Genomic DNA, 23,721 nt, shown 5'->3' with positions numbered 1-23,721 from the left:
CCGCCTCAGTGAAAGTCGCGCGACCTTGGCAGAATGCGGACGTCGCGCGGATGCCGGCCGGTCGGGCTGCGTGGACCTTGCGGATATTTCACCGCATCCGCCCGCGACAGCTCGACCTGCAGATCATAGTCCTCGGACAGCCGGCTCAGTTCGGCCGAACGGTCCACCACCTTGCGCACCATGATGTGCAGCACGCCCTCGACGCTCTTTTCGACCGTGCCCTCCACCTCCATCAGCCGCGCCGCCATCACCTCGCGCCGGAAGGTCTCGAACAGTCGCGCCCATAACAGGGCGTTCACCACCCCCGTCTCATCCTCCATCGTCACGAAGATGGCGTTGCCCGTCCCCGGCCTTTGCCGCACCAGCACCACCCCGGCCGTGCGCACCAGCCGCCCGTGCTTCTGGCCCATGACCTCGGCCGCACTCAGCACCCCCTCCGCCCGGAACACCGGCCGCAGGATCTGCATCGGATGCCCTTTCAGCGACAGGCGCGTGGTCTGGTAGTCGGTGGCGATATGCTCCTTCAGCGGCATCAGCGGCAGGTTGGCCGCCGCCTCGACGCCCATTTCCCTTGCCCGCGCGGCCTGGAACAGCGGCAGGGGTTCATCGTCCGGCAACCGCCTGACCGCCCACAACCCCTCGCGCCGATCCAGCCCGATGGACCGGAACGCGTCCGCATCCGCCAGCTTGCGCATCGCCGCCGCCTCCAGCCCCGTCCGCCGCGCCATCTCCTCGACATCGGTGAAGGGCGCATCACGCGCCTCGGCCAGCCTCGTCGCCCAACCTTCCTTGAACCCGTCGATCTGACGCAGGCCCAGCCGCAGCGCCAGCCCGCGCTCGCCCGGTTCCAGCGTATTGTCCCAGACGCTGTGGTTCACATCGATCGCCCGCACCTCGACCTTCTGCGGGCTCTCCTGCGCATCCCGCACCAGCTGCGCCGACGCATAGAATCCCATCGGCTGACTGTTCAGCAACGCACAGGCGAACACCGCCGGATGATGGCATTTGATCCAGGACGAGATGTAGACCAGCTTGGCGAACGACACGGCATGGCTCTCGGGAAAGCCATAGGAGCCGAAGCCCTTGATCTGTTCGAAACAATTGCGCGCGAACGTCGGATCGTAACCACGCTCGATCATGGTCCCCACCATCAGGGTTTCATATTTGGCTAGGTCGCCGTCGCCTCTGAAAGTCCCCATCGACTTGCGAAGCGCGCTGGCCTGGACAGGCGTAAACTTCGCTGCCTCCATCGCGATCCGCATGGCTTGTTCCTGAAACAACGGCACGCCGAGAGTCTTCTCCAGGATGTTGCGCAACTCGTTTTCAGGATGCGGCCATGCGGGCTTTGGGTAATCCGGGTCCTCGGCCCCACTCCGTCGTCGCAGATAGGGATGCACCATATTGCCCTGGATCGGGCCGGGCCTGACGATGGCGACCTGAATGGCCAGATCGTAGAACTCTCTCGGTTTTACCGAGGCAGCATGTTGATCTGCGCCCGGCTTTCGACCTGAAAGACCCCGATGGATCGACCCTCCCGAAGCATCTGATAGACTTCCGGTCGCTCGTCCGGAACGGTGTCCAGTTCCAGGTCGTCCAGGCCAGATTCACGCATCAGGTTGAACGCCTTGGCGATACAGGTCAGCATCCCGAGCGCCAACACATCGACCTTCATCAGTCCCAGCGCATCGATGTCGTCTTTGTCCCATTCGATAAAAGTGCGATCCGGCATCGCTGCATTGCCGATGGGGACGATCTCATCCAGCCGATCTCGGGTCAGGACGAAGCCGCCGACGTGCTGGGATAGGTGCCGGGGAAACTCCAGCAGCCGCCGCGTCATCGCGACCGCGCGGATCACGGTCGGATTGTCGACATCCAGTCCCGCCTGTTCCAGGTGTCGGTCTGGAATATCCGAGCCGAAACTGCCCCATTGGCTGCCGGCCAGACGCGCCGTCACGTCGTCGGTCAGGCCCATGACCTTGCCGACCTCGCGGATGGCGCTGCGTGGTCGATAACGGATCACAGTCGCGGCGAGGCCCGCCCGGTCTCGTCCGTAGCGGGTATAGATGTCCTGAATGATCTCTTCGCGGCGTGCATGTTCGAAATCGACGTCGATGTCGGGCGGTTCATCACGCGCGGTAGATAGAAAGCGCTCGAACAGCATGTCGTGCTTGCCGGGATCAACCGAAGTGATCCCCAGCACGTAGCAGACAGCCGAATTCGCGGCAGACCCCCGCCCCTGGCACAGGATGCCCTTGTCTTTCGCCACCCGAACGATGTCGTGGATCGTCAGAAAATAGGGAGCCAGCCCCCGCTCGCCGATGAAAGTCAGTTCTGTCGCCAACGTCTTGCGCACATGGTCGGTAGCGCCGTCGGGATATTTCTGTCCAAGGTTGCGCTCTACTAGATACTCAAGCCAGCCCTGTGGCGTTTTCCCCGGCGGAATGGGCTCCTCGGGATAGTTGTACTTCAAATCTCCCAGATCGAACGCCACCCGCGCCAGCACGTCCTGCGTCTCCGCCACAGCCTGCGGCGCATCCACGAACAGACGGCTCATCTCAGCGGGCGGCTTCAGATAGCGTTCTGCGTTCTGGTCCAGGCGACGGCCCGCGCCCTCCAACGTCACCCCCTCGCGGATACAGGTGACGACGTCCTGCAGGTCGCGCTGTTCGGCGTCGTGATAGAGAACGTCGTTGACCGCCAGCAGCGGCGCGCCCGTCGTCGCGCTCAACGTCTTCAGCCGCGCCAGACGGCGGCGGTCGTCCCCCATCCGGCACATGGCGGCGCCCAGCCAGACGGCGCCCGGTGCTGCGTCATTCACCTGACGCAGCAAGACCTCCAGCCCCTCCAGCCGACGGGGCGGCATGACGATCAGCAGCAGGCCTTCCGGCGCGCGCAGCAGGTCACGTAGGCCGATCTCGCACTGGCCCTTCTTCGCCCGGCTGTTGCCCAGAGTCAGCAGGCGGCACAGGCGGCCCCAGCCCTGCCGATCCTCGGGGTAGGCCAGGATGTCCGGCGTCCCGTCGTTGAACCGCAGTCGCGCACCCAGGATCAGCTTGAAGGTTTTGGCCCGCGCCTTGATCTCCTCAGGGTCGATGTCGACGGGAAACGAATCCTCCACCAGCACCGTCTCGCCAGGACTGCCGCCTTGGCGCACCCGATCCGGCGGCGACCATCCCTCCTCACGCAGGGTCTTCAACGCGCTCCACGCCCGCACCACCCCGGCCAGGGTGTTGCGGTCGGCCAGACCCATGCCGGTATGCCCGCGCAGGATGGCGCTCAGCACCAGATGCTTCGGATGCGACGCCCCCTCCAGGAAGGAAAAATTGCTGCGCGTCGCCAGCTCGGCATAGTCGCTCACGCGAAGACCCCGTGCACGAACCAGCGCGGCGCCGGCTCCTCACCGTAAAAGCCCGAGCGAAACAGCCAGAAGCGACGTCCCTCCAAATCCTCGACGCGATAGTAGTCTCGCGTAGGCTCCAGCGGACGTTTCAAGCTGCGCCACCATTCGGGCGCGATGCGTTCCGGTCCTTCGACACGGACCAGGCGGTGATCCACCCGCCGCCAGATGAAACGGTTGGGCGGATGATCAGGAACCTCCGCCGTGGCCAGGACCGGTTGGGGCGGATCAAACATCTGCAGCGGCCGCAATGGCGGGTCGGCAGGATCGGGATCGAGCCATTCACCGTCTTCACCGGGCGCAAGGGCGGCGGGCGTCAGGTGGACCGCGCGCTCAGGCCAGTGCGACGCCACCGGCTCGAACCGGCTGACCGCCTCTGGCCCCAGTCGCGCGGTCAGGCGATCCACCAGCCGACCCAGGTCCTCGGCGCCCGGAGGGGTGCGGTCGAAGCCGCACTGGCGCGAGGCCAGCCGATCCGCCACCGGCACGGACAGCCGCACCTGATCGAAGCCGAAACCGGGATCCAGCGGTCGCGCCAGCGCCGCCAACCGTTCGCGAAACAGGCGCGCCACCCCCACGGCGTCCCGACTGGGCCGGCCTGTGCGGACGGTGATGTGGCGCACCTCTCCGTCCAGACGAAAGAAGCTGGCCTGAAAAGCGCGCCCACCTTGACTACGCAGGTCCAGCCGGTCCATGGCCTCGGCCAGCAGGTCGCTGATCACCGCCTCGACGTCGGCCGTCTCGGTGATCGGCTCTACCAAGATGCGGTCCACGGCGATCATCGACACAGGCCGTTCGGGCCGGATCCTCGCATCCTCGCGCCCCAGCACCCGGTTCAGCCTCGTCGCCGCCGCCGCGCCGAAACGGGCGGCGATCGGGGCCGTCGGGCGGTCGGCCAAATGCGCCAGGGTCTTCAGCCCCGCGCGCGACAGGGCCTGCGTCTCCTTGTCCGACAGCTCCAGCGCCGCGACGGGCAGGCGGCGCAGCGCCTGGCTCTGCCCCTCACCCTCGTAAAGTCCACCGCGCCCGAACCGCGCCAGGGCGCGCGCCGCCTCAGGCGTGCAGGCCAGGGCCAGACGAACCGCCAGCCCGACGCCTCGCGCCCTGGCCGCGACCGCCTCCATCATTCCCGCCTCGCCACCGAACAGATGCGCGCAGCCTGTCACGTCCAGCGCCAAACCGTCCGGCCCGTCGGTCGCCGCCATCGGCGTGAACCGACCGAAATCCAGCAGCACCCGCTTCAACAGGGCCGCATCCGCCTCGGGCCGGTGGGTGACCACCCGAATGTCCGGCGCCCGCGCCCGCGCATCAGCCAGGGTCATGCCGGGCGACAGGCCGAGCGCCAGCGCCTGCCCATTTGCGGCCGTCAGACGCAGCGCCCCCTTCACCTTCTCGACCAGGACGGTGGCAGGCTCAGCCGAAGCGTCGGAGCGCCCCTCCTCGCGCCGCAACCGATCCGTCGGCAGCAGGGGAAACCAGACCGCCAGGTAGCGCCGGTCGTTGCAACTGTTGATGTTCGGCATTCTGCCCGCCTTGCTCGAAGACTCCGCGCTCACGATCCCACTCCAGGGTCCAGGTCATCGGCTGCGCGCCCAGTCGATGCCGCAACAGTTCGACCCCATAGGTCGGATGACCCGGCGCCTCGGCCTCCAGCGCCCGTGACAACGCACCCCTGACCCTCCACCGGGTCTCGGCCGCGCTTGGCTGGGGCTGGGCCGCCAACCGGATCAAGATCGCTGTCGCCCGCCCCTGCCCCGCCGCCATCGACAGCCGCCGCGTCGCCGTCAGGCTCAACATCTTGCTCTCGCCCCAGGTCGTCAGCAGCACCGCGCCCACGGCGCCGCAGGCCAGAGCCTCCTCGCCCGCCGTCAGCAGGTTCTTCATCTCCTTGACCCGAACCAGCACCACCCGGCCGGGGTCCAGCCCCAGTTCGCGCAGACCCGGCCCGTGGATCTGTCCCGTCTCCAGCCCCGCCATGGCCTGAATGCCCCACACCACAGGCCGGTCGCCCGCCGCGCGCTGAACCAGACCCAGGGCGAACCCCAGCGCCGCCGTCGCGTCGGGCGTGGTGGAGGCGTAGATTTCGTGCAGGGCATGGGTGGCCAGCCCCCCGATATGCCGATCCGCCGCTTCATGCCCCAGGTCGAAGCGTGCATCATCAACCGGATGACCATCGGCCTCCATGGCTTTCAGACGCTCGCGCAGGGCTTCAATATCGCGGTCGGGCCGCACCACAGTTCTCCTTTTGTTCTCTTATATGCCTCCTCCATGGGACAAGGAGTCAAGCAGAGTCCCAGCTTGACCATGGGAATTTATTCCGCACCGTCCGTTCGGACGACATACCGGGAATACTTGACTTTGGCGCAGGGGCTTCTATATGCCCACCAGCCTCGGGACAGGTCTGCGATCCGCGCCGCCCGCTCGCCCAAAGAGGGGCGGTTCCGTTGCTGTTACGCACGCAGACGCTTTCTCTCCCAAGGATTCATGACCGAATTTTCCCAACTGGGCCTTTCGCCTACGACCCTTCAGGCCGTTGCCGACACCGGCTACACGACCGCTACTCCGATCCAGGAACAGGCGATCCCGGTCGCCCTCGCCGGCCGTGACGTGCTGGGCATCGCCCAGACCGGCACCGGCAAGACCGCCGCCTTCACCCTGCCCCTGGTCGACCGCCTGTCCACCGGTCGCGCCCGCGCCCGGATGCCGCGCGCCATCGTCCTGGCCCCGACCCGCGAATTGGCCGACCAGGTCGCCGAAAGCTTCGCCAAATACGCCAAGGGCACCAAACTGACCTGGGTTCTGCTGATCGGCGGCGTCTCCATGGGCGACCAGGTCGCGGCCCTGAACAAGGGCGTCGATGTCCTGATCGCCACGCCGGGTCGCCTGCTGGACCTGTTCGAACGCGGCAAGATGATGCTGAACGGCGTTGAGATCATGGTCGTGGACGAGGCCGACCGCATGCTCGACATGGGCTTCATCCCCGACATCGAGAAGATCTTCAAACTGACGCCGCCGCGTCGCCAGACCCTGTTCTTCTCGGCCACCATGCCGCCGGAGATCACCCGCCTGACGACCGCCTTCCTCAAGGATCCGACCCGGATCGAGGCCTCGCGTCCGGCGATGACCGCCGACACCATCACCCAGTATGTCGTCCGCATCCCCACCTCGGACCCCAAGGCCAAGCGCACCGCCCTGCGCGCCCTGGTCGGCCGTGAGGATGTGAAGAACGGCATCGTCTTCTGCAATCGCAAGTCCGAAGTCGACATCGTGGCCAAGTCGCTGAAGCAACACGGCTTCGACGCCGCGCCGATCCACGGCGACCTGGACCAGTCGCAACGCACCAAGACCCTGGCGGACTTCCGCTCGGGCGCGCTGAAGATCCTGGTGGCCTCCGACGTCGCCGCACGCGGCCTGGACATCCCGGACGTCAGCCACGTCTTCAACTACGACGTCTCGCACCACGCCGACGACTACGTCCACCGCATCGGCCGCACCGGCCGCGCGGGCAAGCTGGGCCAGGCCTTCATGATCGTGACCCCGGCCGACGACAAGTCGCTGGATAAGGTGCTGAAGCTGATCAAGATGGACCCGCAGGAGCTGGTTCTGGACGGCATCGACTTCGCCGCCATCAAGGACGGCCCCGCCCGCGACGACAAACGCTCCGGCGGACGCGAACGCTCGGGCGACCGCAGCCGCAGTCGGTCGCGCAGCAGCGCACCTGCCGCCGAGCCGACCGAGACCGTCGCAGTCGAGCCTGTACCCCAGGCTCAGGTTCAGGTTCAGGAAACCGAAGCCCCCCGCAGCCGCAGCCGTCGCAAGGCCCGCCCTGAAGCCGCCGTCGAAGTCGCTGCTGCGCCCGCTCCGGTCGTGGTCGAAGCCGTCGAGACGGTCGAAGCGGTCGAGACGCCCCGCGCGCCGCGCCCCGACCGTGCGGATCGCCCCGACCGCGCAGAGCGCCCCGATCGCGCCGACCGTGAACCTCACCTGCTGCAATCCGACCGTCGCGGCGATCGCAAAACCGCCAAGGACGAACCCCAGCGTCAGGGCGTGCGGGGCTTCGGCGACGACATCCCGGCCTTCCTGCGCCGTCCGGTCGTCGTCCGCGCCTGAATTCGTACCTAACGGCGCGGTGAAATCCCGCGCCGTTTACCCTGCATTACGGAACACTCCTTAGTGTCCGCCCCGATACGGCTCCAGAACAGGGGTCAAGGGGAAGAAGAATGTCGAAAAAGGTCGAGACGGCGCTTAGGGCTCCACAAGCCTATGCCTTGGCGCGCAACGTCATCGCCGAAATGGAAAAGGCGGGCGTCTGGCCGACGCCGCTGAACTTCGAGCTCTGGCTGCACTATCTCAGCGATCCTGACGGCGCCCTGGCCCAGGAAATCCGACGCCTCCTCTCCCAGTCCACGGTCATCACCGACAAGACGTCAGAGATGCTGGCCGCCGAATTCCTGCCGCGCGGGCGTCTGCCGGATCAGATCCGCGACGTCGGCGCCGTGCTCGACCGCGAACTGGCCAGCGTCGCCAGCGCCATAGCCATGGCCCACAAGACCCAGGCCGACTATGGCGAGACCCTCGCCGACGCCTCCCATTCCATGGAAACCGTCGAGGACCCATCTTCGCTGAAGGATCTGGTCGGCGGCCTGTCGACCGCGACAAACCGCGTGCGCCGCGAGACCGCGATCCTGGAAAAACGCCTGGAAAAATCCAACAAGGAAGTCATCCGCCTGCGCGAGAACCTGGAACAGGTGCGCCGCGACGCCATGACGGACGCCCTGACCAACCTGGCCAACCGCAAGGCCTTCGACGAACGGCTTGAGGCCGCCTGCGCCGAGGACGACGGATCGCCGCTCAGCCTGGCTATCCTCGACATCGATCATTTCAAGCGATTCAACGATACCTGGGGCCACCAGACCGGCGATCAGGTGCTGCGCTATGTCTCCACCGTCCTGTCCAACATCTGCGGCAAGACCCGATTCGCCGCCCGGTTCGGCGGCGAGGAGTTCGCCATCATCTTCCCCGGCGAAGGGGCCGGCGTTGTCATGGCGGCCCTGGAAAGCATTCGCACCGATGTGGCCTCGCGCGCCCTGCGCCGCCGGTCCACCAATGACGACCTGGGCTCGGTGACCATATCCGCCGGCTTCGCCCAGCGGCAGAAGGGTGAAACCGCCGCCAGCCTGCTGGAACGCGCCGACGCCGCGCTCTACGAATCCAAGCGCGCGGGTCGAAACTGCGTCACCGCCGCGACCGCGCTGGAAAAAGCGGCGTAAGCGGCCTGACAAGGCCAAGCTTTCTGCCATAGTCGGCCCATGCGCAGCTTCGCCTTCAATATCGCCTACTGGATCCTGTCGATCGGCTATGGGCTGACCGCGGCCTTTGCGGCGCTCGCGCCCGGCCGTGGTCCCGCCAGCTGGGTCATCCGCCGCTATGTGAAGCGTATGGTGCAGGCGATGGCGATCTTCGCCGGCATCCGGCTGGACGTGCGCGGCAAGGACCGGCTGCCCGAGGGCGCCTTCATCATCGCCTCGAAGCATCAGAGCTGGGGCGACGGCTTCGCCACCTACGACCAGTTCGACGACATCGCCTTCGTCACCGGCGACCATCTGGAGAAGTTTCCCCTGCTGGGCGGGGTGCTGAAAAAGCTGGGCGCCATCGTCGTCAACAGTTGCGGCGGCCATGAAGCCCGCAAGGCCCTGGCCATGCGCGCCGCCGAGGCCCGTGCCGAAAACCGCAAAATCCTGATCTATCCCGAGGGCCACCTGGCGCCCGTCGGCCAGAAGTTCAAATACAGATCCGGCGTCTGGCACATGTATCGCGACTTCGGCGTGCCGGTCGTGCCGCTGGCCACCAACCTCGGCGTCTTCTGGCCCGAGGAGAAATACGAAAAGCACGCGGGCGTGGCGACGCTGGAGTTCCTCGAACCCATCCCCGTCGGCCTGCCGAAAGACGAGTTCCTCGCCCGCCTGGAAGCCGTCATCGAGACCCGCACCGCCGAACTGGTCGCCCAGGCGACAGGTCAGCCTGTCACGCCGGCCGTGCTCGTGGAAGCGCCGAGATAGAACCTGTCTCCTCCCCGCTTCGCGGGGAGGTGGCGCGGCGCTTCTTCAGCGCCGTGACGGAGAGGTTCTTCGATGCGGGCAATCGCCTGTGGGACTTCACGAACCCCTCCACCACTTCGTGGTCCCCCTCCCCACACGTGGGGAGGAGACGAGCTATCTCGTCCTCGGCTTCTTGCCCGACGCCTTCTTCACCGCCACGTCCAGCGACCGCCGCGCCCAGGCGACCGCCTCGTCGGGGTCGTCCAGCGCCGTCTCCGGCAGGGTCCAATAGCCCATGCTCATCGTCCGCCCGTCCTTGGTCGGATAGGTGAACTGGCGCGAGCCGGCCTCCACGAAGGCTTCGCCCAACGCCTCGTCGCCCTTCAGCCAGACGACGCCGTCATCCAGCAGAGCGAACATGACGCCGGCGGCATAGACCCCTGCCCCGCCGAACATCCTTTTGATCTCCAGCCGACCGAGATCGTGGAAATGCTCGCGCACCCATTCGCCAAAGTCGGCGTCGTAAGCCATGTCAGACGGCGGCGACCGGGACGATAGTCACGCTCTCTCCGCAACCGCAGGCGTCGGTCTGGTTCGGATTGTTGAACACGAACTTGGACGCCAGACGCGTCGTCTCATAGTCGATCTCGGTGCCGATCAGGAACAGCACGGCCTTGGGCTCGATCAGGATGGTGACGCCCTTATCCTCGACCACCTCGTCCAACGGCCCGACGCTGTCGGCATAGGCGAAGGTGTATTCCTGCCCCGCGCAGCCGCCGTTCTTGACCCCGATCCTCAGACCGATGTGATCGTTCTCGGCATTGTCCAGGATCTCGCGCACGCGCTCTGAGGCCGCGTCGGTCAGGGTGACGGCCTTGGGTCGCGGGCGGCGCGGACGGGATGTGGCTTGAAGTTCGGTCATCAGAACATATTCAGGGCCAACTTGGCCTCGTCGCTCATCTTGGAGCTGTCCCACGGCGGGTCGAACACCAGATTGGCCTTGGCGCTGCGTACGCCCTCGACCTTTTCGACCGCCATCTCGACCCAGCCCGGCATCTCGCCCGCGACCGGACAGCCCGGCGCCGTCAGGGTCATGTCCACCACCACGTCGCGGTCGTCGTTGACGTCCACGCGATAAATCAGGCCCAGCTCATAGATGTCGACCGGGATTTCCGGGTCATAGACGGACTTCAACGCCTCGATCAGCTGATCGGTCAGGGTGTCCAGCTCGGCCTGGGACAGGGCGCTCTTCTGAGGTTCATCCCAGGCGTCCTTGAAGGCGTCACTGTCTTGAATAGGTTGATCTGTCATCGGCTTACACGAAGAAGTTCCGCGCCTTGATCAGCGCATCCACGAAGGCGTCGGCATCCTCCACGGTGTTATATAGGGCGAAGGAGGCGCGGGTGCTCGACGTCACCCCCATTCTTTTCGCCAGCGGCTCGGCGCAGTGCAGCCCGGCCCGAACGGCGACGCCGTATCGGTCCATGATCTGGGCCACGTCATGGGCATGCGCGCCCTCGACGGCGAAGGTCAGGATCGCGCCCTTGCCATCCGCCTGGCCCAGGATCCGCAGCCAGCCCTCGCCTTCCAACCGATCCACGGCCCGCCGATACAGCGCGTGTTCGTGCGCCTGCACCGCCGCGCGGTCGTATTGCGCCAGCCATTCCAGCGCCACGCCCAGGCCGATCGCCTCCAGGATCGGCGGCGTCCCCGCCTCGAACCGGTGCGGCGGCTTGGCGTAGGTCACGCGGTCCCGCTCGACCGTCTCGATCATCTCGCCCCCGCCCTGATAGGGCGGCAGGGCCTCCAGCGCCTCGGCCGTGCCATACAGGGCGCCGATGCCGGTGGGCGCAAACAGCTTGTGGCCTGTCAGCACATAGAAATCGCAACCAATGGCCTGCACGTCCGGCGTCGCATGGACCGCCCCCTGGCACCCGTCGATCAAGACCTGGGCGCCCGCCGCATGGGCCAGCCGCGTGATCTCCGTGACCGGATTGATGGTCCCCAGCACGTTCGACATGTGGGTGACCGCGACCATGCGTGTCTTCGGCCCCAGCAGGTCGGCATAGGCCGCCATGTCCAGCGAACCGTCGTCCAGCACCGGGATCCACTTGATCACCGCCCCGCGTCGTTCACGCAGCAGATGCCAGGGCACGATGTTGGAATGGTGCTCCATCTCCGAGACGATGATCTCGTCGCCCGGCTGGATGGACAGCCCAAGCCCATTGGCCACCAGATTGATCGCCTCGGTCCCGCCCTTGGTCCAGACGACCTGTTCGGGGCTTTGGGCGTTCAGGAAGTGGGCCACGATCTCGCGCGCCTTCTCGAAGGCCTCGGTCGCCTCGTTCGACAGGGTGTGCAGGCCGCGATGGACGTTGGCGTATCCGCCCTCCATCGTCGCCACCAGGGCGTCGATCACCGCGCGCGGCTTCTGCGCCGAGGCCGCATTGTCCAGATAGACCAGCGGCTTGCCGTTCACCTGCCGCGACAGGATCGGGAACTGCGCCCGCACGGCATAGGGATCGAAGGTGTTCACAACCGCGCCGTCAGCCATTCCCTCGCCACCTCTCTCGCGCCCTCGTGCTCGATCCGGTCGATGACCTCGATCAGGAAGGCCTGTGTCAGCAGGGCGCGGGCCTCGTCGGCCGGAATGCCGCGCTGCTGCATGTAGAACAGGGCGCTCTCGTCCAGCGTCCCCACCGTATTGCCGTGCGCGCACTGCACGTCGTCGGCATAGATGATCAGTTCCGGCTTGGCGTCGATCTCGGCCCGCTCGCTGGCGATCAGGGCGTGATGGCCCATTCGCGCATCGGTGCCGTCGGCCCCACGCTCGACCACGATCTTGCCCTGGAAGACGCCGCGCGCCGTGTCGCGGGCCACGCCCTTGATCAACTGGCTGGTCGCGCCGTCATGCTCCACGTGGCGCACCACGCTGGTCAGGTCAGTGTGGCGCGATCCGTTCAGCAGATACAGGCCGTCGGCCTGGACGTGCGCGCCCTGGGCGTAGTGCGTGATGCGGGTCTCGATCCGCTGCAACTTCGCGCCAGTCGTAATGATGGTCTGACGATAGACGCCGCCCGCCTCGACCTTCACATGCGCCTCGGCGATGGAGATGGCGTCCTCTGGCTCCTCGACCAGGACGACGCGCGTCACCTCGGCCCCGGCCGCCACGTCCAGCTCCAGCGTATTGTGCGCCACATAGGCCGAACCCGCGCCTTCGTGTGTCTCCAGCAGCAGCAGCTTGGCGCCGGCCCGCGCCGACACCCGTGCGCTGGCAGTATGCCCGGTGCCGACGGCATCCGACACATAGCGCAGCCGCAGGGTTCGCTCGCCCGAGGCGATGAAGTCGGTCACGCCCACGGCGCGCCCATTGGCGAAGACGATCGCCTCTCCGCCCAGATCATAAAACGGTCCGGGCGGCCCGACCACCGCCGTGCCTGACGGCTCCGGCGCCGCGCGAAGCCAGCGCTTCAGGTCGCTGTATTTCCACGCTTCCGTCCGCCGCGACGGAAAGGTTTCGGCGTCGGTCAGGTCGATGGCGAAAGCCGCGCTCATGCCGATTCCAGAAGATACTTGTCGTACCCTTCCGCCTCCAACTGATGCGCCAACTCCGGCCCACCCGAGGCCACGATCCGACCGCCGGCCAGCACATGGACCCGGTCCGGTTTGATGTAGTCGAGCAGGCGCTGATAGTGGGTGATGACCAGCATGGCCCGGTCGGGACGGCGCAACGCATTCACCCCCTCCGACACGATGCGCAGGGCGTCGATGTCCAGGCCGGAATCCGTCTCGTCCAGAATCAGCAGCGACGGCTCCAGCAGCGCCATCTGCAGGATCTCCATCCGCTTCTTCTCGCCACCGGAGAAGCCGACGTTCAGCGGCCGCTTCAGCATGTCGAAGTCCATCTTCAACGCCTTGGACGCTTCGCGAACCAGCTTCAGGAAGGCGGGCGCCGCCACCTCCTCCTCACCCCGCGCGCGCTTCTGCGCATTCAGCGCCGTCCGCACGAAGGTCAGGGCCGGCACGCCGGGGATCTCGATCGGATACTGGAAAGACAGAAAGACGCCCTTGGCCGCCCGTTCGGCCGGGTCCAGCGCCAGCAGGTCCTCGCCCGCCCATTCGACCGCGCCTTGCGTCGCCTCATAGCCAGGTCGTCCCGACAGGGCATACCCCAGCGTCGACTTCCCGGCCCCGTTCGGCCCCATGATGGCGTGCACCTCGCCGGCGGGAACGTCGAGCGTCAGCCCCTTGAGGATCGGCTTTTCGCCGACGGAGACGTGGAGGTTGAAGATGGAGAGCATGGACTAAAAATCGTTCAAGGTTGGATCGACGACGGTAAGGTCTTGGCGAGCGTCATAGAAAGCGACGACACGGACCCCGTCAGGGATTTCGCGAAAGATGATGATCTTGTCCCATTCGGGAACGCTCCAGCGTTTCAGGCCTGGCCACTCAGAACGACGCCCAACCTGGGGGCGTCTGCAGAGCAGAGCCACAGCGTCCTGCAGATCATTGCGCGCCAAGATAGCCCGGCGCTTATTTTGCTCAAGCAGATGCTGGAGAAAGGCGTCATAGCTTTCGCGCGCAGGCTGGGTCCATTGGGCAACCCTCACTCTCCAAGGAGCGTCTTCCAGCGCGCCACGACCTCATCGTTGGATACAATCCGGCCTTCACGCTCGGCTGCCAGCCCCGCCTCGACAAGAGCAATTTGTTGCGACGTTAAAGGCTGTCGGAGTTCGGGCAGCATATCGACAGCAGCCGAAGCGATCAGCTCCTCGGCAGTCGTATGGCGGGCAACCGCCTCTTCCAGATACTCGTCCGCCGCGTCGTCATCAATCAGAACGGTGAAGGCTTTCATCGTTGCGCTCCTCTAACGCCAGCATAGCATGATCCAACTCCAGTCGCCGGTCCAACGATGGCTTCTTGCTCGCTGGGATCAGCATCGAACGTGAAGTCTTTGAGTGTCAGCTTTTCATCGACGATGACATGGAGGCTGGAGATGAAAAAGATCATTCTGATTTTATTTTATCTTCAAGCTTATCAATGATTTTTCTTAGTCGCGTTTTCTCGCTGGCAGCGGAAGAGGCGGGCCTCGTCCTCATCTTCTGGTTCACCGGATTCCACGCGATTCCGCGCTTCATCCCTTTGGCTTTGGAGCTCATTTTCTCTCTCAGCGCGGACTTTCTCGCGGCGAATTTCTTCGCTTGAGACCACAAGTTTTGCGTCTTTAATCTGCTTGGCATTGGCTCTCTGCCGCGCTTTCAAAATTGAAATTTGCTCAGCTTGAATGGCCGTTTCCTCGGAAAGGCGTTCAAACTGGCCACGGTACCAACCTCGCGATCTAACAAGACGGGAGATCTCGCCCTTAAGTTCGTCTTTCGTTGGCATTAGCCCACGCTCCCCTCAAGACTGATCGCCACCAGCTTCTGCGCCTCGACGGCGAACTCCATAGGCAGCTTCTGCATCACGTCGCGGACGAAGCCGTTGACCAGCAGGGCCACCGCCTCCTCCTGCGACAGGCCGCGCTGCTGGGCGTAGAATAGCTGGTCGTCCGACAGGCGCGTCGTCGTCGCCTCATGCTCCAGCTGGGCCGAGCCGTTGCGGGCCTCGATATAGGGGATGGTGTGCGAGCCGCACTCCTTGCCGATCAGCAGGCTGTCGCACTGGGTGAAGTTGCGCACCCCCGTCGCCTTGGGGTGCACCGAGACCAGACCGCGATAGGTCGAGTCCGACTTGCCCGCCGACACCGCCTTGGCGATGATCCGCGACTTGGTGTTCTTGCCCAGGTGGATCATCTTGGTGCCGGTGTCGGCTTGCTGATGTCCGTTGGTGATGGCGATGGAATAGAACTCGCCTGAGCTGTCGTCGCCCTTCAGGATGCAGGACGGATATTTCCAGGTCACGGCCGAACCGGTCTCGACCTGCGTCCAGCTGACCTTGGACCGATCACCCCGGCAATCCGCCCGCTTGGTGACGAAGTTGTAGATGCCGCCCTTGCCCTCGGCGTCGCCGGGATACCAGTTCTGGACCGTCGAATATTTCACCTCGGCGTCGTCCAGCGCCACGATCTCGACCACGGCGGCGTGCAGCTGGTTCTCGTCGCGCATCGGCGCGGTGCAACCCTCAAGATAGGAGCAATAGCTGCCCTTGTCGGCGATGATCAGCGTGCGTTCGAACTGGCCCGTCTGTGACGCATTGATGCGGAAATAGGTCGACAGCTCCATCGGGCAGCGCACGCCCGGCGGAATGTAGACGAACGATCCGTCCGAAAAGACCGCGCTGTTCAGGGCCGCGAAATAGTTGTCCGAGACCGGCACCACGGACCCCAGATATTGCCGCACCAGATCAGGATATTCGCGCAAGGCCTCGGAAATCGGCATGAAAATCACGCCAACCTTGGCCAGTTCCTCCTTGAAGGTGGTGACGACCGACACGCTGTCGAACACGGCGTCCACGGCCACGCGTGGCGCGCCCTGCACCCCCGCCAGCACTTCCTGCTCCTTCAGCGGGATGCCCAACTTCTTGTAGATTTCCAGGATCTCGGGATCGACCTCGTCCAGAGACTTCGGCCCCTCTTTCTGCTTGGGCGCCGCATAGTAGAACAGCGACTGGTAATCGACCGGCTCGTACTTCACCGCCGCCCAGGTCGGCTCTTCCATCGCCAGCCAGCGCTCATAGGCGGCGAGGCGCCATTCCAGCATCCATTCCGGCTCGCCCTTCTTTTCGGAGATGAAGCGCACGATCTCGGCGCTCAGGCCGCGCGGCGCGTATTCCGTCTCGATGTCCGAGGTGAAGCCGTGCTCGTACTTCTCCAGCGCGGCGACGGCGTCGATGGTTTCCTTGACGGCGGCCATCAGGCGACCTCTCTCACGCGCTCGGCGGCGCGTGTCTTATGCTTGTTGTAGGCGGCGACCCAGGCGTCGGCGAACCGCACCCAGTCGCTTTCGATCGTTCCCCAGCCGCCGGACACGCGCACGCCCCCGGTCGCCAGACTATTCAGCCCCATGGCGCTGATGGTCTTGGACGGCTTGACCTTGCCCGACGAACAGGCCGAGCCCGCCGACACCATGACGCCCGCCAGATCCAGGGTGATCAGCTGCTGCGGGCTGTCCCAGCCTTCGACCGCCATGAACAGGGTGTTGGGCAGGCGTTCGACGTCACCGCCGATCACGGTCGCCCCGGCGGCCTTCACCTTGGCCTCCGCGGCGTCACGCCAGCCGACGTGCGATTGCATCGTTTTCAGATCCCGCGCGGCGCTGTCGGCCGCGACGCCGAAACCGGCGATGCCCGGCACGTTCTCGGTGCCCGCGCGCAGACCCCGCTCCTGTCCGGCGCCATGCAGAATGCGCACGCCCGACGCGCCTTCCTTGAGGATCAAGGCCCCCACGCCCTGCGGCCCGCCCAGCTTGTGCGCCGACAGGGTCAGGCTGTCGGCGTCCAGCGTCCGCATATCGACCACAATCTTGCCCGCCGACTGGATCGCGTCGACGTGCAACCAGCCGCCGGCCGCGCGCACCAGGGCGGCGGCCTCCACCACCGGCTGGATCACGCCGCTTTCGTTGTTCGCATGATGGATGGCGACCACGGCCCGGCCCGGACGGCTCAGCGCCCCCGCCAGCCAGTCCAGATCGACCACGCCGTTCGCATCGACCGGCAGCACCTCGACCGGCGCACCCGCATTCGCGGCCGACTCGGCCACGCACGGATGTTCGGTCGCCGAGACGATCAGCCGCTCACATCCCGCCGCCAGGGCGCTGGCGATGCCCTGGGCGTTGGCCTCGGTGCCTCCGCTGTTGAACACCACCGCCGTCGGATCGGCGCCGACAAGATCCCCGACCTGGGCCCGCGCCGTCTCCACCCGCGCCCGCGCCCGCCGTCCGGCCGCATGGACCGCCGACGGATTGCCGTTGTCGGCCAGCGCCCGCGTCATGATTTCCAGCACTTCAGGCCGCACCAGGCCCGACGCATTATAATCCAGATAAATGCCGCTCATGCCGCCACCCCGACAGCCTGCTGTGGCTCCACGTTGCGGCGACGCTGACCCGTGCGGTTCATCACCACATCCTCCAACGACACGCCGGCCAGATAGCGATGGATCTCGTCGCCCAGATCTTCCCACAGGTTATGGGTGATGCAGCGTTCGCCAGCCAGCATGCAGCCCTTGGGCGATCCGTGCGCCACACACCGCGTCGCGCGAATCGGCTCGTCCACCGCCAGCACGATCTCGGCCACCACCGTCTCGTGCGCCGCCTTGGCCAGACGATAACCACCGCCGGGTCCGCGCACGCTCTTGACCAGCTCGCTCTTGCGCAGCCGCGCGAACAGCTGCTCCAGATAGCTGAGCGAAATCTCCTGGCGCGCAGCGATCTCGGCCAGCGAAACCGCCCGGATTTCACCGCTCTCGCCGCGTCCGTTTTTCGCCAGATCGGCCATCGCCATCACGGCGTATCGTCCCTTGGTCGACAGACGCATATCGCACCTTCAAAAATTGCGGGCTTTTCGGGGCTCTTGTGCTAGAACCCGCGCCTTCGCGAAGGCGGCCCGCTTGCGTGGGACTTAGAAAGTCCTACCTCTGCGGTCAAGTATTACGCACTTGCGAAATGACAGTTGAACGGATTCCAGAGCCCCTATGCCTGAAGTCATCCTGCCCGGCGCCTCCGGTCGCATCGAAGGCCGCTATTCCCCGGGCAAGCGCCCGAACGCACCGATCGCCCTGATCCTGCACCCGCACCCCAAGGCGGGCGGGCACATGAACAACCCGGTCACGGTCACCCTGCACCAGTTGTTCCAGCAGCGCGGCTTCGCCACCCTGCGCTACAACTCGCGCGGCGTCGGCAAGTCGCAGGGCGAGTTCGATTCGGGCATCGGCGAGCTGGCCGACGCCGCCACCGCTCTCGACTGGCTCCAGTCGAACAACCCCGGCGCCAGCCAGACCTGGGTCGGCGGCTATCAGTTTGGCGCCTATATCGGCATGCAGCTCCTGATGCGCCGCCCGGAAACGGACGGCTTCATCTCGGTCTCGCCGCCGTCGAACATGTACGACTTCTCCTTCCTGGCCCCCTGCCCGGCCTCCGGCCTGTTCCTGCACGGCACGGCCGACACCGTCGTGCCGCCGGTCGAGGTCGAGCGCGTGGTCAACAAGCTGCGCACTCAGAAGGGCATTATCATCGACTACGAACTGGAAGAAGGCGCGAGCCACTTCTGGCAGGACCACATGAGCGCCGTCGACCGCCGCGTCGGCGCCTATCTGGACAAGCGTCTGGAAGAAAAGCCGGCCTGAGCCTAGAATTCGGGTCGTCTTCAGGAGACCCGAATGCAGCACGACATCGTCATCATCGGCGGCGGCGCCGGCGGGCTTGAGTTCGCCGCCCGCCTGGGGCGTCGGTTCGGGCCGCAAGAAGGCCGGCGTCGCGTCCTGCTGATCGACCGGTCGATCTTCCACCTGTGGAAGCCCAGCCTGCACGAGGTCGCGGCCGGGTCGCTAGACAGCCATCAGGAGGGTCTGTCCTATCCGGTGCTGGCGCGGCGCAATCATTTCAGCTTCGCCTTTGGGGACCTGACGGGTCTGGCCCCGGAGAACAAGACCCTGACCCTGGGCGAAATCCGCGACGCCGACGGCGCCGTTATCGTCGCGCCACGCACCCTGTCGTTCAACACTCTGGTCCTGGCCATCGGCAGCGGCTCGAACCTGTTCGGCACGCCGGGCGCGGCCGAGCACGCCCATCTGCTGGAAGACGTCGCCGATGCGGAAAGCTTCAACAAGCGTCTGACCTCCGCCTTCCTCGCCGCCGCCTATTCGGACGAGTGCACCTTGAACATCGCCATCGTCGGCGCGGGCGCGACCGGCGTCGAACTGTCCACCGAACTGATCGAAGGCCACGACGAACTGTCCGCCGGCCTGTCGCCGGACCAGCGTTTCGACCTCGCCGTCTCCATCATCGAGGCCGCGCCGCGCCAAGGCCCTGTCGGACCCGACGCGCGATCACGGCCCCTATCTCTATCAGGACAAGGGCTCGCTGGTGTCCCTGGGTGGTGACAAGGGTGTCGGCTCACTGATGGGCGGGCTGGGTGGTCCCAACTTCCTGATTGAGGGCCTGATCGCCAAATGGGCCTATATGGCGCTCCACCTGGATCATCACCGGGCCATCTTGGGCGTGCGCCGCACCGTCCTGCTGGCCCTGTCGCGCCTGTTGCATCGTCGTGTTTCAGGGCGGCTGAAACTGCACTGATCACCCGCGATTAAAGCCTGCACGGCATGATCAGGCGACATCGGTTCCGAGACACTCCATGCGCCTGCGCCTGTCCGCCGCCCTGTTCGCCTCGACCCTCGCCGTCACCGCGCCGGTCCTGGCCCAGGATGCGTCTCCGACCCCGCGCGATTTCTGCGCCGACCGCCCCGGCAAGGGCACGCCGACCTGCATCCTTGATCAAGGCCGATGGCAGGTCGAACTGGGCCTGTTCGACGCAGCGCGTCAGACCGACGGCGCGACCAAAACCGAAACCTGGGACGCCGGCGACCTGTTCGTCCGCTACGGCCTCACAGGCCTGACCGAGCTTCAACTCGGTCTCACCACTTGGAACCGCGAACGCACCATCGACCGCGCGTCCGGCGTCCGCGACACGGTTGAAGGCGTCGGCGACCTCAGCCTCGGCCTGCGCCATTCGCTGAAGAACCCCGACGGTTCCGGCCTGTCGGCCGCCATTTCGGGCTTCGTCACCGCCCCGACCGGCGCGCGCGCCATCCGCGCCGACGGGTTCGAAGGCGGGATCATCCTGCCCGTCTCCATCCCCCTGAACGACGACTGGAGCCTCAGCCTGTCGCCCGAGGTCGGTTGGGTCTCGAACGCCGGCGGCGACGGCCGCCACGCCGCCTATACGATGGTCGCTGGCGTCGGGCGCGGTTTCGGCCAATTGGATCTGGGCGCCGAGCTTTGGGTCAGCCGCGACGACGATCCCGTCGAAGCGACCACCCAGTCCACCTTCGACCTGACCGCCGTCTGGTCGCCGCCCTCCCTGCCCGACGCCCAGCTCGACTTCGGCCTCAACTTCGGCCTGAACGATGACAGCCCGGATGTAGAGTTCGGCGTCGGCGTCGCGCGGCGGTTCTGAACCGTTCGCTCAGGCGAACATTGTCACGACGGATAATCCTTCGAAGGAGCGGCCCGATCCCATGGTTTCAGCAATCCTCGCCGCACTCCTCATTCAGACCCTTTCCAAATCCGACCTGATCGCCGGAGGCGAAACCGTGGGCCGTCTCGGAGAGCGGACGGCGGTCTGCAAACGGCTTGGCTATCCCGTCGATGAACTGATCGCCGAGGACGCCGCAAACCGGTTCGCCCGACAGGCCGCTAGGGCGGGCTGGGGTCAGGACGCGATCATCCACGTCATTCAGGCCGGCGTCGATCTGGAGCAGGCGAACCTGCCGTTCTCGGAGCCGATTTCAGACTTGCCCGCCGACGAACTCCCATTTCATGCCAAGCGGCTAGCGTCCGACGCCAAACAGTTGTGCCGCCAGTTCGCAGAATCTCATCCCGGTGTGATCACCAATCTGTCGCAGGGCGAACAGGCGATCGACGACCGGTTCGCCGCGGCCCTCCGCGTCCGCTGACGACCGTCAATGACTACGGGAAAGACCGGTCGCATCCTGCCCTGGGTCAAGCGCAGGATCACGCTGTGGAACTATCTGCTGCTGACCCTGCCGATGTTCGGGGTCGCGCTGATCCTGCGCGCCGTCTCCCATTCCGACTGGCCGTATTACGTCTGGGCCGTGCTTTGGGCGATTCCGCTGCTGATCGTGCTGGCGGCGCGATGGGTCTATTTCGTCGTCACCCTGGCCTGGGCGATCCTTGTCGAGATCGTGCGGGCCGTGCGAAGCGCGTTCGCACGGCCCAAATAGCTTACGCCGCCTCGACAACCTCTTCCGCCGGCACAGTGCGGATCATGTAGTCGAAGGCCGACAGGCCCGCCTTCGAGCCTTCGCCCATGGCGATCACGATCTGCTTGTAGGGCACGGTGGTCACGTCGCCGGCGGCGAAAATGCCCGGCTGCGAGGTCTCGCCGCGATGATCCACCTCGATCTCGCCGCGCTGGGTCAGGCCGACCGCGCCGCGCAGCCATTCAGTGTTCGGCACCAGGCCGATCTGGACGAAGATGCCTTCCAGATCGACGTCGTGATGGGCGTCGGAGTTGCGGTCCTTGTAGGACAGGCCCGTCACCTTCTCGCCGTCGCCATGCACCTGGGTCGTCAGGGCCGAGGTCACGATCCGCACGTTCGGCAGGGTCGCCAGCTTGCGCTGCAGCACCGCATCGGCCCGCAGTTCGCTGTCGTATTCGATCAGGGTCACATGGGCCACGATGCCCGCCAGATCGATGGCCGCCTCGACGCCCGAGTTGCCGCCGCCGATCACAGCCACCCGCTTGCCCTTGAACAGCGGCCCGTCGCAGTGCGGGCAATAGGCCACGCCCTTGTTCTTGTACTGGTCCTCGCCCGGCACGTTCATCTGGCGCCAGCGCGCGCCGGTCGACAGGATGACCGTACGAGACTTCAGCGACGCGCCGTTCTCCAGCACCACCTCATGCAGCCCGCCCGGAACCCTGGACGGCGCCAGCTTGACGGCCTTCTGCAGGTTCATCAGGTCCACCTCGTATTCGCGGACATGCTGTTCCAGGTGGGCGGCCAGTTTCGGCCCCTCAGTGTGCGGCACCGAAATGAAGTTCTCGATCGACATGGTGTCCAGCACCTGGCCGCCGAATCGCTCGGCTGCGATGCCGGTGCGGATGCCCTTGCGCGCCGTATAGATGGCCGCCGCCGCGCCCGCCGGGCCGCCGCCGATCACCAGCACGTCGAACGGGTCCTTGGATTTGATCTTCTCGGCGGCGCGCGCCTCGGCGCCGCTGTCGATCTTGGCGACGATCTGCTCCAGCTCCATCCGGCCCTGACCGAACAGTTCGCCGTTCAGGAAGACCGTCGGCACGGCCATGATCTTGCGCTCCTCCACCTCGTCCTTGAACAGGCCGCCTTCGATGGCGACGTGTTTGATGCGCGGGTTCAGCACGCTCATCAGGTTCAGGGCCTGCACCACGTCGGGGCAGTTCTGGCACGACAGCGAGAAATAGGTCTCGAACACATAGTCGCCGTCCAGATCCTTGACCTGCTGGATCACGTCCTGCGCCGCCTTGGACGGATGGCCGCCGACATGCAGCAGGGCCAGCACCAGCGAGGTGAACTCGTGGCCCAGCGGAATGCCGGCGAACCGCACGCCGATGTCGGTGCCCTTGCGGCGGATCAGGAAGCTGGGCTGACGTTCGTCGTCATAGTCTCGACCCATCTCGACCTTGCCGTGCGAGACCGAGACGATCTCCTCCAGCAGGGTCTTCAGTTCGATGGATTTGGGACCAGCGCCCAGCGAGGCGACCAGTTCGACCGGATGGACGATGTTCTTGAGGTAGCCCTCAAGCTGAGATTTCAGATTGGCGTCCAGCATGGGGCAGTCCTTGAATGTCAGGGTGGCGCGCCGCCTGCGAGCCGATCCCGGCGAGGCTTGCGCGATGGCGTCCGGCCCCCCGAGATATGGAGGCGCCGGGTGGGTCCGACCCGAAGGCCGGACCCGATAGGCGTGGTTCTTAGATCTTGCCGACGAGGTCGAGCGACGGCGCCAGGGTGGCTTCGCCTTCTTCCCACTTGGCCGGGCAGACTTCGCCCGGATGCGAACGCACATACTGGGCGGCCTTGACCTTGCGCAGCAGCTCGGCGGCGTTGCGGCCGATGCCTTCCGACGTGGTTTCGGTGAACTGGATCACGCCGTCCGGGTCGACCAGGAAGGTCGAACGATCAGCCAGGCCCACGCCCGGACGCATGGCGTCGAAGTTGTTGGTCACCTGGCCCGACGGGTCGCCCAGCATGGTGTAGTTGATCTTGCCAATGGCCGGCGACGAGTCGTGCCAGGCCTTGTGCGAGAAGTGGGTGTCGGTCGACACCGAATAGATCTCGACGCCCAGCTTCTGGAACGCGTCATAGTGATCGGCCAGGTCTTCCAGCTCGGTCGGGCACACGAAGGTGAAGTCGGCCGGATAGAAGAAGAAAATCGCCCACTTGCCCGCCACATCGGCGTCCGTGACCGTCAGGAACTTGCCGTTCTTGTAGGCCTCGGCCGTGAAGGGTTTGATGGTCGTGTTGATCAGGGCCATGCGGAAAATCCAATGCAGCGTGGTTGGGAGGCCCTCTCCCTACCGCACCGCAACAAATAAGCCCAATCACTTATTTGCAGATGCACAATAGATTTTGGTTAT

Annotated in this window: 26 protein-coding genes and 1 pseudogene; 10 read left to right on the top strand and 17 right to left on the bottom strand. The window is 65.6% G+C overall.

The genetic code is table 11. The annotated features are described in order from the left end of the window. Positions 1–5: 5 nt before the first annotated feature. The 4 genes and pseudogenes from WC597_RS03445 to WC597_RS03430 form a co-directional block, all read right to left on the bottom strand. Positions 6–956, bottom strand: a complete 951-nt coding sequence (locus WC597_RS03445) for an OB-fold nucleic acid binding domain-containing protein (RefSeq protein ID WP_372692044.1) — start codon at positions 954–956, stop codon at positions 6–8. Positions 957–1,187: 231 nt separating this feature from the next. Then, a pseudogene (locus WC597_RS03440) lies at positions 1,188–2,554 on the bottom strand (error-prone DNA polymerase); the annotation flags it as partial. Positions 2,555–3,354: 800 nt separating this feature from the next. Beyond that, positions 3,355–4,920: a DNA polymerase Y family protein gene (locus WC597_RS03435; RefSeq protein ID WP_372691837.1), complete on the bottom strand. Its 1,566-nt coding sequence runs from the start codon at positions 4,918–4,920 to the stop codon at positions 3,355–3,357. Continuing rightward, a complete protein-coding gene (locus WC597_RS03430; RefSeq protein WP_372691836.1) occupies positions 4,811–5,629 on the bottom strand; it encodes an ImuA family protein in 819 nt (272 codons plus the stop codon). The genes WC597_RS03435 and WC597_RS03430 overlap by 110 nt, the downstream gene beginning before the upstream one ends. Positions 5,630–5,881: 252 nt before the next feature. Here WC597_RS03430 and WC597_RS03425 point away from each other — a divergent pair, with 252 nt between their 5' ends. The 3 genes from WC597_RS03425 (at position 5,882) to WC597_RS03415 (ending at position 9,456) form a co-directional block, all read left to right on the top strand. Then, positions 5,882–7,507, top strand: coding sequence for a DEAD/DEAH box helicase (locus WC597_RS03425; RefSeq protein WP_372691835.1), 1,626 nt, complete (start codon positions 5,882–5,884; stop codon positions 7,505–7,507). A 110-nt stretch (positions 7,508–7,617) separates the two neighbouring features. Further along, positions 7,618–8,667 (top strand): GGDEF domain-containing protein, encoded by a 1,050-nt coding sequence (locus WC597_RS03420; protein WP_372691834.1) that lies wholly within the window; start codon positions 7,618–7,620, stop codon positions 8,665–8,667. 39 nt (positions 8,668–8,706) lie between these two features. Beyond that, the gene (locus WC597_RS03415; protein WP_372691833.1) at positions 8,707–9,456 is read left to right on the top strand and encodes a lysophospholipid acyltransferase family protein; all 750 of its coding nucleotides are present in this window, start codon (positions 8,707–8,709) and stop codon (positions 9,454–9,456) included. A 153-nt stretch (positions 9,457–9,609) separates the two neighbouring features. Here WC597_RS03415 and WC597_RS03410 read toward each other — a convergent pair whose 3' ends face one another. The 8 genes from WC597_RS03410 to WC597_RS03375 are packed head-to-tail and all read right to left on the bottom strand — an operon-like array spanning position 9,610 to position 14,290. Continuing rightward, complete coding sequence (locus WC597_RS03410; protein WP_372691832.1) at positions 9,610–9,966, bottom strand: TfoX/Sxy family protein; 357 nt, start codon at positions 9,964–9,966, stop codon at positions 9,610–9,612. A 1-nt stretch (position 9,967) separates the two neighbouring features. Next, a complete protein-coding gene (locus WC597_RS03405; protein ID WP_372691830.1) occupies positions 9,968–10,357 on the bottom strand; it encodes a HesB/IscA family protein in 390 nt (129 codons plus the stop codon). After that, positions 10,357–10,746 carry an SUF system Fe-S cluster assembly protein gene (locus WC597_RS03400; RefSeq protein ID WP_372691829.1) on the bottom strand — a complete coding sequence of 130 codons (390 nt, stop codon included), beginning with the start codon at positions 10,744–10,746 and terminating at the stop codon, positions 10,357–10,359. Before WC597_RS03400 ends, WC597_RS03405 begins: the two co-directional genes overlap by 1 nt. A 4-nt stretch (positions 10,747–10,750) precedes the next feature. Beyond that, positions 10,751–11,989 (bottom strand): aminotransferase class V-fold PLP-dependent enzyme, encoded by a 1,239-nt coding sequence (locus WC597_RS03395; protein ID WP_372691828.1) that lies wholly within the window; start codon positions 11,987–11,989, stop codon positions 10,751–10,753. Further along, complete coding sequence (gene sufD / locus WC597_RS03390) at positions 11,968–12,990, bottom strand: Fe-S cluster assembly protein SufD (protein WP_372691827.1); 1,023 nt, start codon at positions 12,988–12,990, stop codon at positions 11,968–11,970. The genes WC597_RS03395 and sufD overlap by 22 nt, the downstream gene beginning before the upstream one ends. Further along, positions 12,987–13,736, bottom strand: coding sequence for a Fe-S cluster assembly ATPase SufC (gene sufC / locus WC597_RS03385; RefSeq protein ID WP_372691826.1), 750 nt, complete (start codon positions 13,734–13,736; stop codon positions 12,987–12,989). The genes sufD and sufC overlap by 4 nt, the downstream gene beginning before the upstream one ends. 3 nt (positions 13,737–13,739) lie before the next feature. Next, positions 13,740–14,045: a type II toxin-antitoxin system RelE/ParE family toxin gene (locus WC597_RS03380; protein WP_372691825.1), complete on the bottom strand. Its 306-nt coding sequence runs from the start codon at positions 14,043–14,045 to the stop codon at positions 13,740–13,742. Beyond that, positions 14,042–14,290: a hypothetical protein gene (locus WC597_RS03375; RefSeq protein ID WP_372691824.1), complete on the bottom strand. Its 249-nt coding sequence runs from the start codon at positions 14,288–14,290 to the stop codon at positions 14,042–14,044. The genes WC597_RS03380 and WC597_RS03375 overlap by 4 nt, the downstream gene beginning before the upstream one ends. A gap of 65 nt (positions 14,291–14,355) precedes the next feature. On the opposite strand from WC597_RS03375, the gene WC597_RS03370 reads away from it, so the two are divergent. Then, complete coding sequence (locus tag WC597_RS03370) at positions 14,356–14,640, top strand: hypothetical protein (RefSeq protein ID WP_372691823.1); 285 nt, start codon at positions 14,356–14,358, stop codon at positions 14,638–14,640. 179 nt (positions 14,641–14,819) lie between these two features. Here WC597_RS03370 and sufB read toward each other — a convergent pair whose 3' ends face one another. From sufB to WC597_RS03355, 3 genes are read right to left on the bottom strand one after another with little or no spacing between them, the layout of a single operon-like run. Next, the gene (gene sufB, locus WC597_RS03365; RefSeq protein WP_372691822.1) at positions 14,820–16,286 is read right to left on the bottom strand and encodes a Fe-S cluster assembly protein SufB; all 1,467 of its coding nucleotides are present in this window, start codon (positions 16,284–16,286) and stop codon (positions 14,820–14,822) included. After that, positions 16,286–17,425, bottom strand: a complete 1,140-nt coding sequence (locus WC597_RS03360; RefSeq protein ID WP_372691821.1) for a cysteine desulfurase family protein — start codon at positions 17,423–17,425, stop codon at positions 16,286–16,288. The genes sufB and WC597_RS03360 overlap by 1 nt, the downstream gene beginning before the upstream one ends. After that, positions 17,422–17,904, bottom strand: coding sequence for an Rrf2 family transcriptional regulator (locus WC597_RS03355; protein WP_372691820.1), 483 nt, complete (start codon positions 17,902–17,904; stop codon positions 17,422–17,424). Before WC597_RS03355 ends, WC597_RS03360 begins: the two co-directional genes overlap by 4 nt. A gap of 157 nt (positions 17,905–18,061) precedes the next feature. Here WC597_RS03355 and WC597_RS03350 point away from each other — a divergent pair, with 157 nt between their 5' ends. The 6 genes from WC597_RS03350 to WC597_RS03325 all read left to right on the top strand — a co-directional run bounded on the left by WC597_RS03350 (position 18,062) and on the right by WC597_RS03325 (position 21,328). Beyond that, entirely contained in the window at positions 18,062–18,712 is a 651-nt protein-coding gene (locus WC597_RS03350; RefSeq protein ID WP_159850366.1) for an alpha/beta hydrolase, read from the top strand. Positions 18,713–18,745: 33 nt separating this feature from the next. Then, a complete protein-coding gene (locus WC597_RS03345; protein ID WP_372691819.1) occupies positions 18,746–19,468 on the top strand; it encodes an NAD(P)/FAD-dependent oxidoreductase in 723 nt (240 codons plus the stop codon). Next, complete coding sequence (locus WC597_RS03340) at positions 19,452–19,661, top strand: hypothetical protein (protein ID WP_372691818.1); 210 nt, start codon at positions 19,452–19,454, stop codon at positions 19,659–19,661. The genes WC597_RS03345 and WC597_RS03340 overlap by 17 nt, the downstream gene beginning before the upstream one ends. Before the next feature lie 58 nt (positions 19,662–19,719). After that, complete coding sequence (locus WC597_RS03335) at positions 19,720–20,541, top strand: transporter (protein ID WP_372691816.1); 822 nt, start codon at positions 19,720–19,722, stop codon at positions 20,539–20,541. Positions 20,542–20,602: 61 nt separating this feature from the next. Next, complete coding sequence (locus WC597_RS03330; RefSeq protein ID WP_372691815.1) at positions 20,603–21,040, top strand: hypothetical protein; 438 nt, start codon at positions 20,603–20,605, stop codon at positions 21,038–21,040. A gap of 9 nt (positions 21,041–21,049) precedes the next feature. Then, positions 21,050–21,328 (top strand): hypothetical protein, encoded by a 279-nt coding sequence (locus tag WC597_RS03325; protein WP_372691814.1) that lies wholly within the window; start codon positions 21,050–21,052, stop codon positions 21,326–21,328. A gap of 1 nt (position 21,329) precedes the next feature. Here the strand turns inward: WC597_RS03325 and ahpF are convergent, their stop codons facing one another. Both ahpF and ahpC read right to left on the bottom strand, forming a co-directional pair. Then, the gene (gene ahpF, locus WC597_RS03320) at positions 21,330–22,916 is read right to left on the bottom strand and encodes an alkyl hydroperoxide reductase subunit F (protein WP_372691813.1); all 1,587 of its coding nucleotides are present in this window, start codon (positions 22,914–22,916) and stop codon (positions 21,330–21,332) included. Positions 22,917–23,055: 139 nt separating this feature from the next. Further along, positions 23,056–23,619 carry an alkyl hydroperoxide reductase subunit C gene (gene ahpC, locus WC597_RS03315; protein WP_135195428.1) on the bottom strand — a complete coding sequence of 188 codons (564 nt, stop codon included), beginning with the start codon at positions 23,617–23,619 and terminating at the stop codon, positions 23,056–23,058. Between the last annotated feature and the right edge of the window lie 102 nt (positions 23,620–23,721).

It is taken from the genome of Brevundimonas sp., from assembly GCF_041648115.1.
In the GTDB taxonomy this organism is placed as follows: domain Bacteria; phylum Pseudomonadota; class Alphaproteobacteria; order Caulobacterales; family Caulobacteraceae; genus Brevundimonas.
Note: the sequence above shows the minus strand (reverse complement) of the source record. Positions and strands in the feature narration are given on the sequence as shown.

Excerpts from the sequence above, each read along its gene's own strand:
- WC597_RS03445 (WP_372692044.1), bottom strand. The coding sequence starts at position 956 with ATGGGATTCTATGCGTCGGCGCAGCTGGTGCGGGATGCGCAGGAGAGC.
- WC597_RS03435 (WP_372691837.1), bottom strand. The coding sequence starts at position 4,920 with ATGCCGAACATCAACAGTTGCAACGACCGGCGCTACCTGGCGGTCTGG.
- WC597_RS03425 (WP_372691835.1), top strand. The coding sequence starts at position 5,882 with ATGACCGAATTTTCCCAACTGGGCCTTTCGCCTACGACCCTTCAGGCC.
- WC597_RS03420 (WP_372691834.1), top strand. The coding sequence starts at position 7,618 with ATGTCGAAAAAGGTCGAGACGGCGCTTAGGGCTCCACAAGCCTATGCC.
- WC597_RS03415 (WP_372691833.1), top strand. The coding sequence starts at position 8,707 with ATGCGCAGCTTCGCCTTCAATATCGCCTACTGGATCCTGTCGATCGGC.
- WC597_RS03410 (WP_372691832.1), bottom strand. The coding sequence starts at position 9,966 with ATGGCTTACGACGCCGACTTTGGCGAATGGGTGCGCGAGCATTTCCAC.
- WC597_RS03405 (WP_372691830.1), bottom strand. The coding sequence starts at position 10,357 with ATGACCGAACTTCAAGCCACATCCCGTCCGCGCCGCCCGCGACCCAAG.
- WC597_RS03400 (WP_372691829.1), bottom strand. The coding sequence starts at position 10,746 with ATGACAGATCAACCTATTCAAGACAGTGACGCCTTCAAGGACGCCTGG.
- WC597_RS03395 (WP_372691828.1), bottom strand. The coding sequence starts at position 11,989 with ATGGCTGACGGCGCGGTTGTGAACACCTTCGATCCCTATGCCGTGCGG.
- sufD (WP_372691827.1), bottom strand. The coding sequence starts at position 12,990 with ATGAGCGCGGCTTTCGCCATCGACCTGACCGACGCCGAAACCTTTCCG.
- sufC (WP_372691826.1), bottom strand. The coding sequence starts at position 13,736 with ATGCTCTCCATCTTCAACCTCCACGTCTCCGTCGGCGAAAAGCCGATC.
- WC597_RS03375 (WP_372691824.1), bottom strand. The coding sequence starts at position 14,290 with ATGAAAGCCTTCACCGTTCTGATTGATGACGACGCGGCGGACGAGTAT.
- sufB (WP_372691822.1), bottom strand. The coding sequence starts at position 16,286 with ATGGCCGCCGTCAAGGAAACCATCGACGCCGTCGCCGCGCTGGAGAAG.
- WC597_RS03360 (WP_372691821.1), bottom strand. The coding sequence starts at position 17,425 with ATGAGCGGCATTTATCTGGATTATAATGCGTCGGGCCTGGTGCGGCCT.
- WC597_RS03355 (WP_372691820.1), bottom strand. The coding sequence starts at position 17,904 with ATGCGTCTGTCGACCAAGGGACGATACGCCGTGATGGCGATGGCCGAT.
- WC597_RS03350 (WP_159850366.1), top strand. The coding sequence starts at position 18,062 with ATGCCTGAAGTCATCCTGCCCGGCGCCTCCGGTCGCATCGAAGGCCGC.
- WC597_RS03345 (WP_372691819.1), top strand. The coding sequence starts at position 18,746 with ATGCAGCACGACATCGTCATCATCGGCGGCGGCGCCGGCGGGCTTGAG.
- WC597_RS03335 (WP_372691816.1), top strand. The coding sequence starts at position 19,720 with ATGCGCCTGCGCCTGTCCGCCGCCCTGTTCGCCTCGACCCTCGCCGTC.
- WC597_RS03330 (WP_372691815.1), top strand. The coding sequence starts at position 20,603 with ATGGTTTCAGCAATCCTCGCCGCACTCCTCATTCAGACCCTTTCCAAA.
- WC597_RS03325 (WP_372691814.1), top strand. The coding sequence starts at position 21,050 with ATGACTACGGGAAAGACCGGTCGCATCCTGCCCTGGGTCAAGCGCAGG.
- ahpF (WP_372691813.1), bottom strand. The coding sequence starts at position 22,916 with ATGCTGGACGCCAATCTGAAATCTCAGCTTGAGGGCTACCTCAAGAAC.
- ahpC (WP_135195428.1), bottom strand. The coding sequence starts at position 23,619 with ATGGCCCTGATCAACACGACCATCAAACCCTTCACGGCCGAGGCCTAC.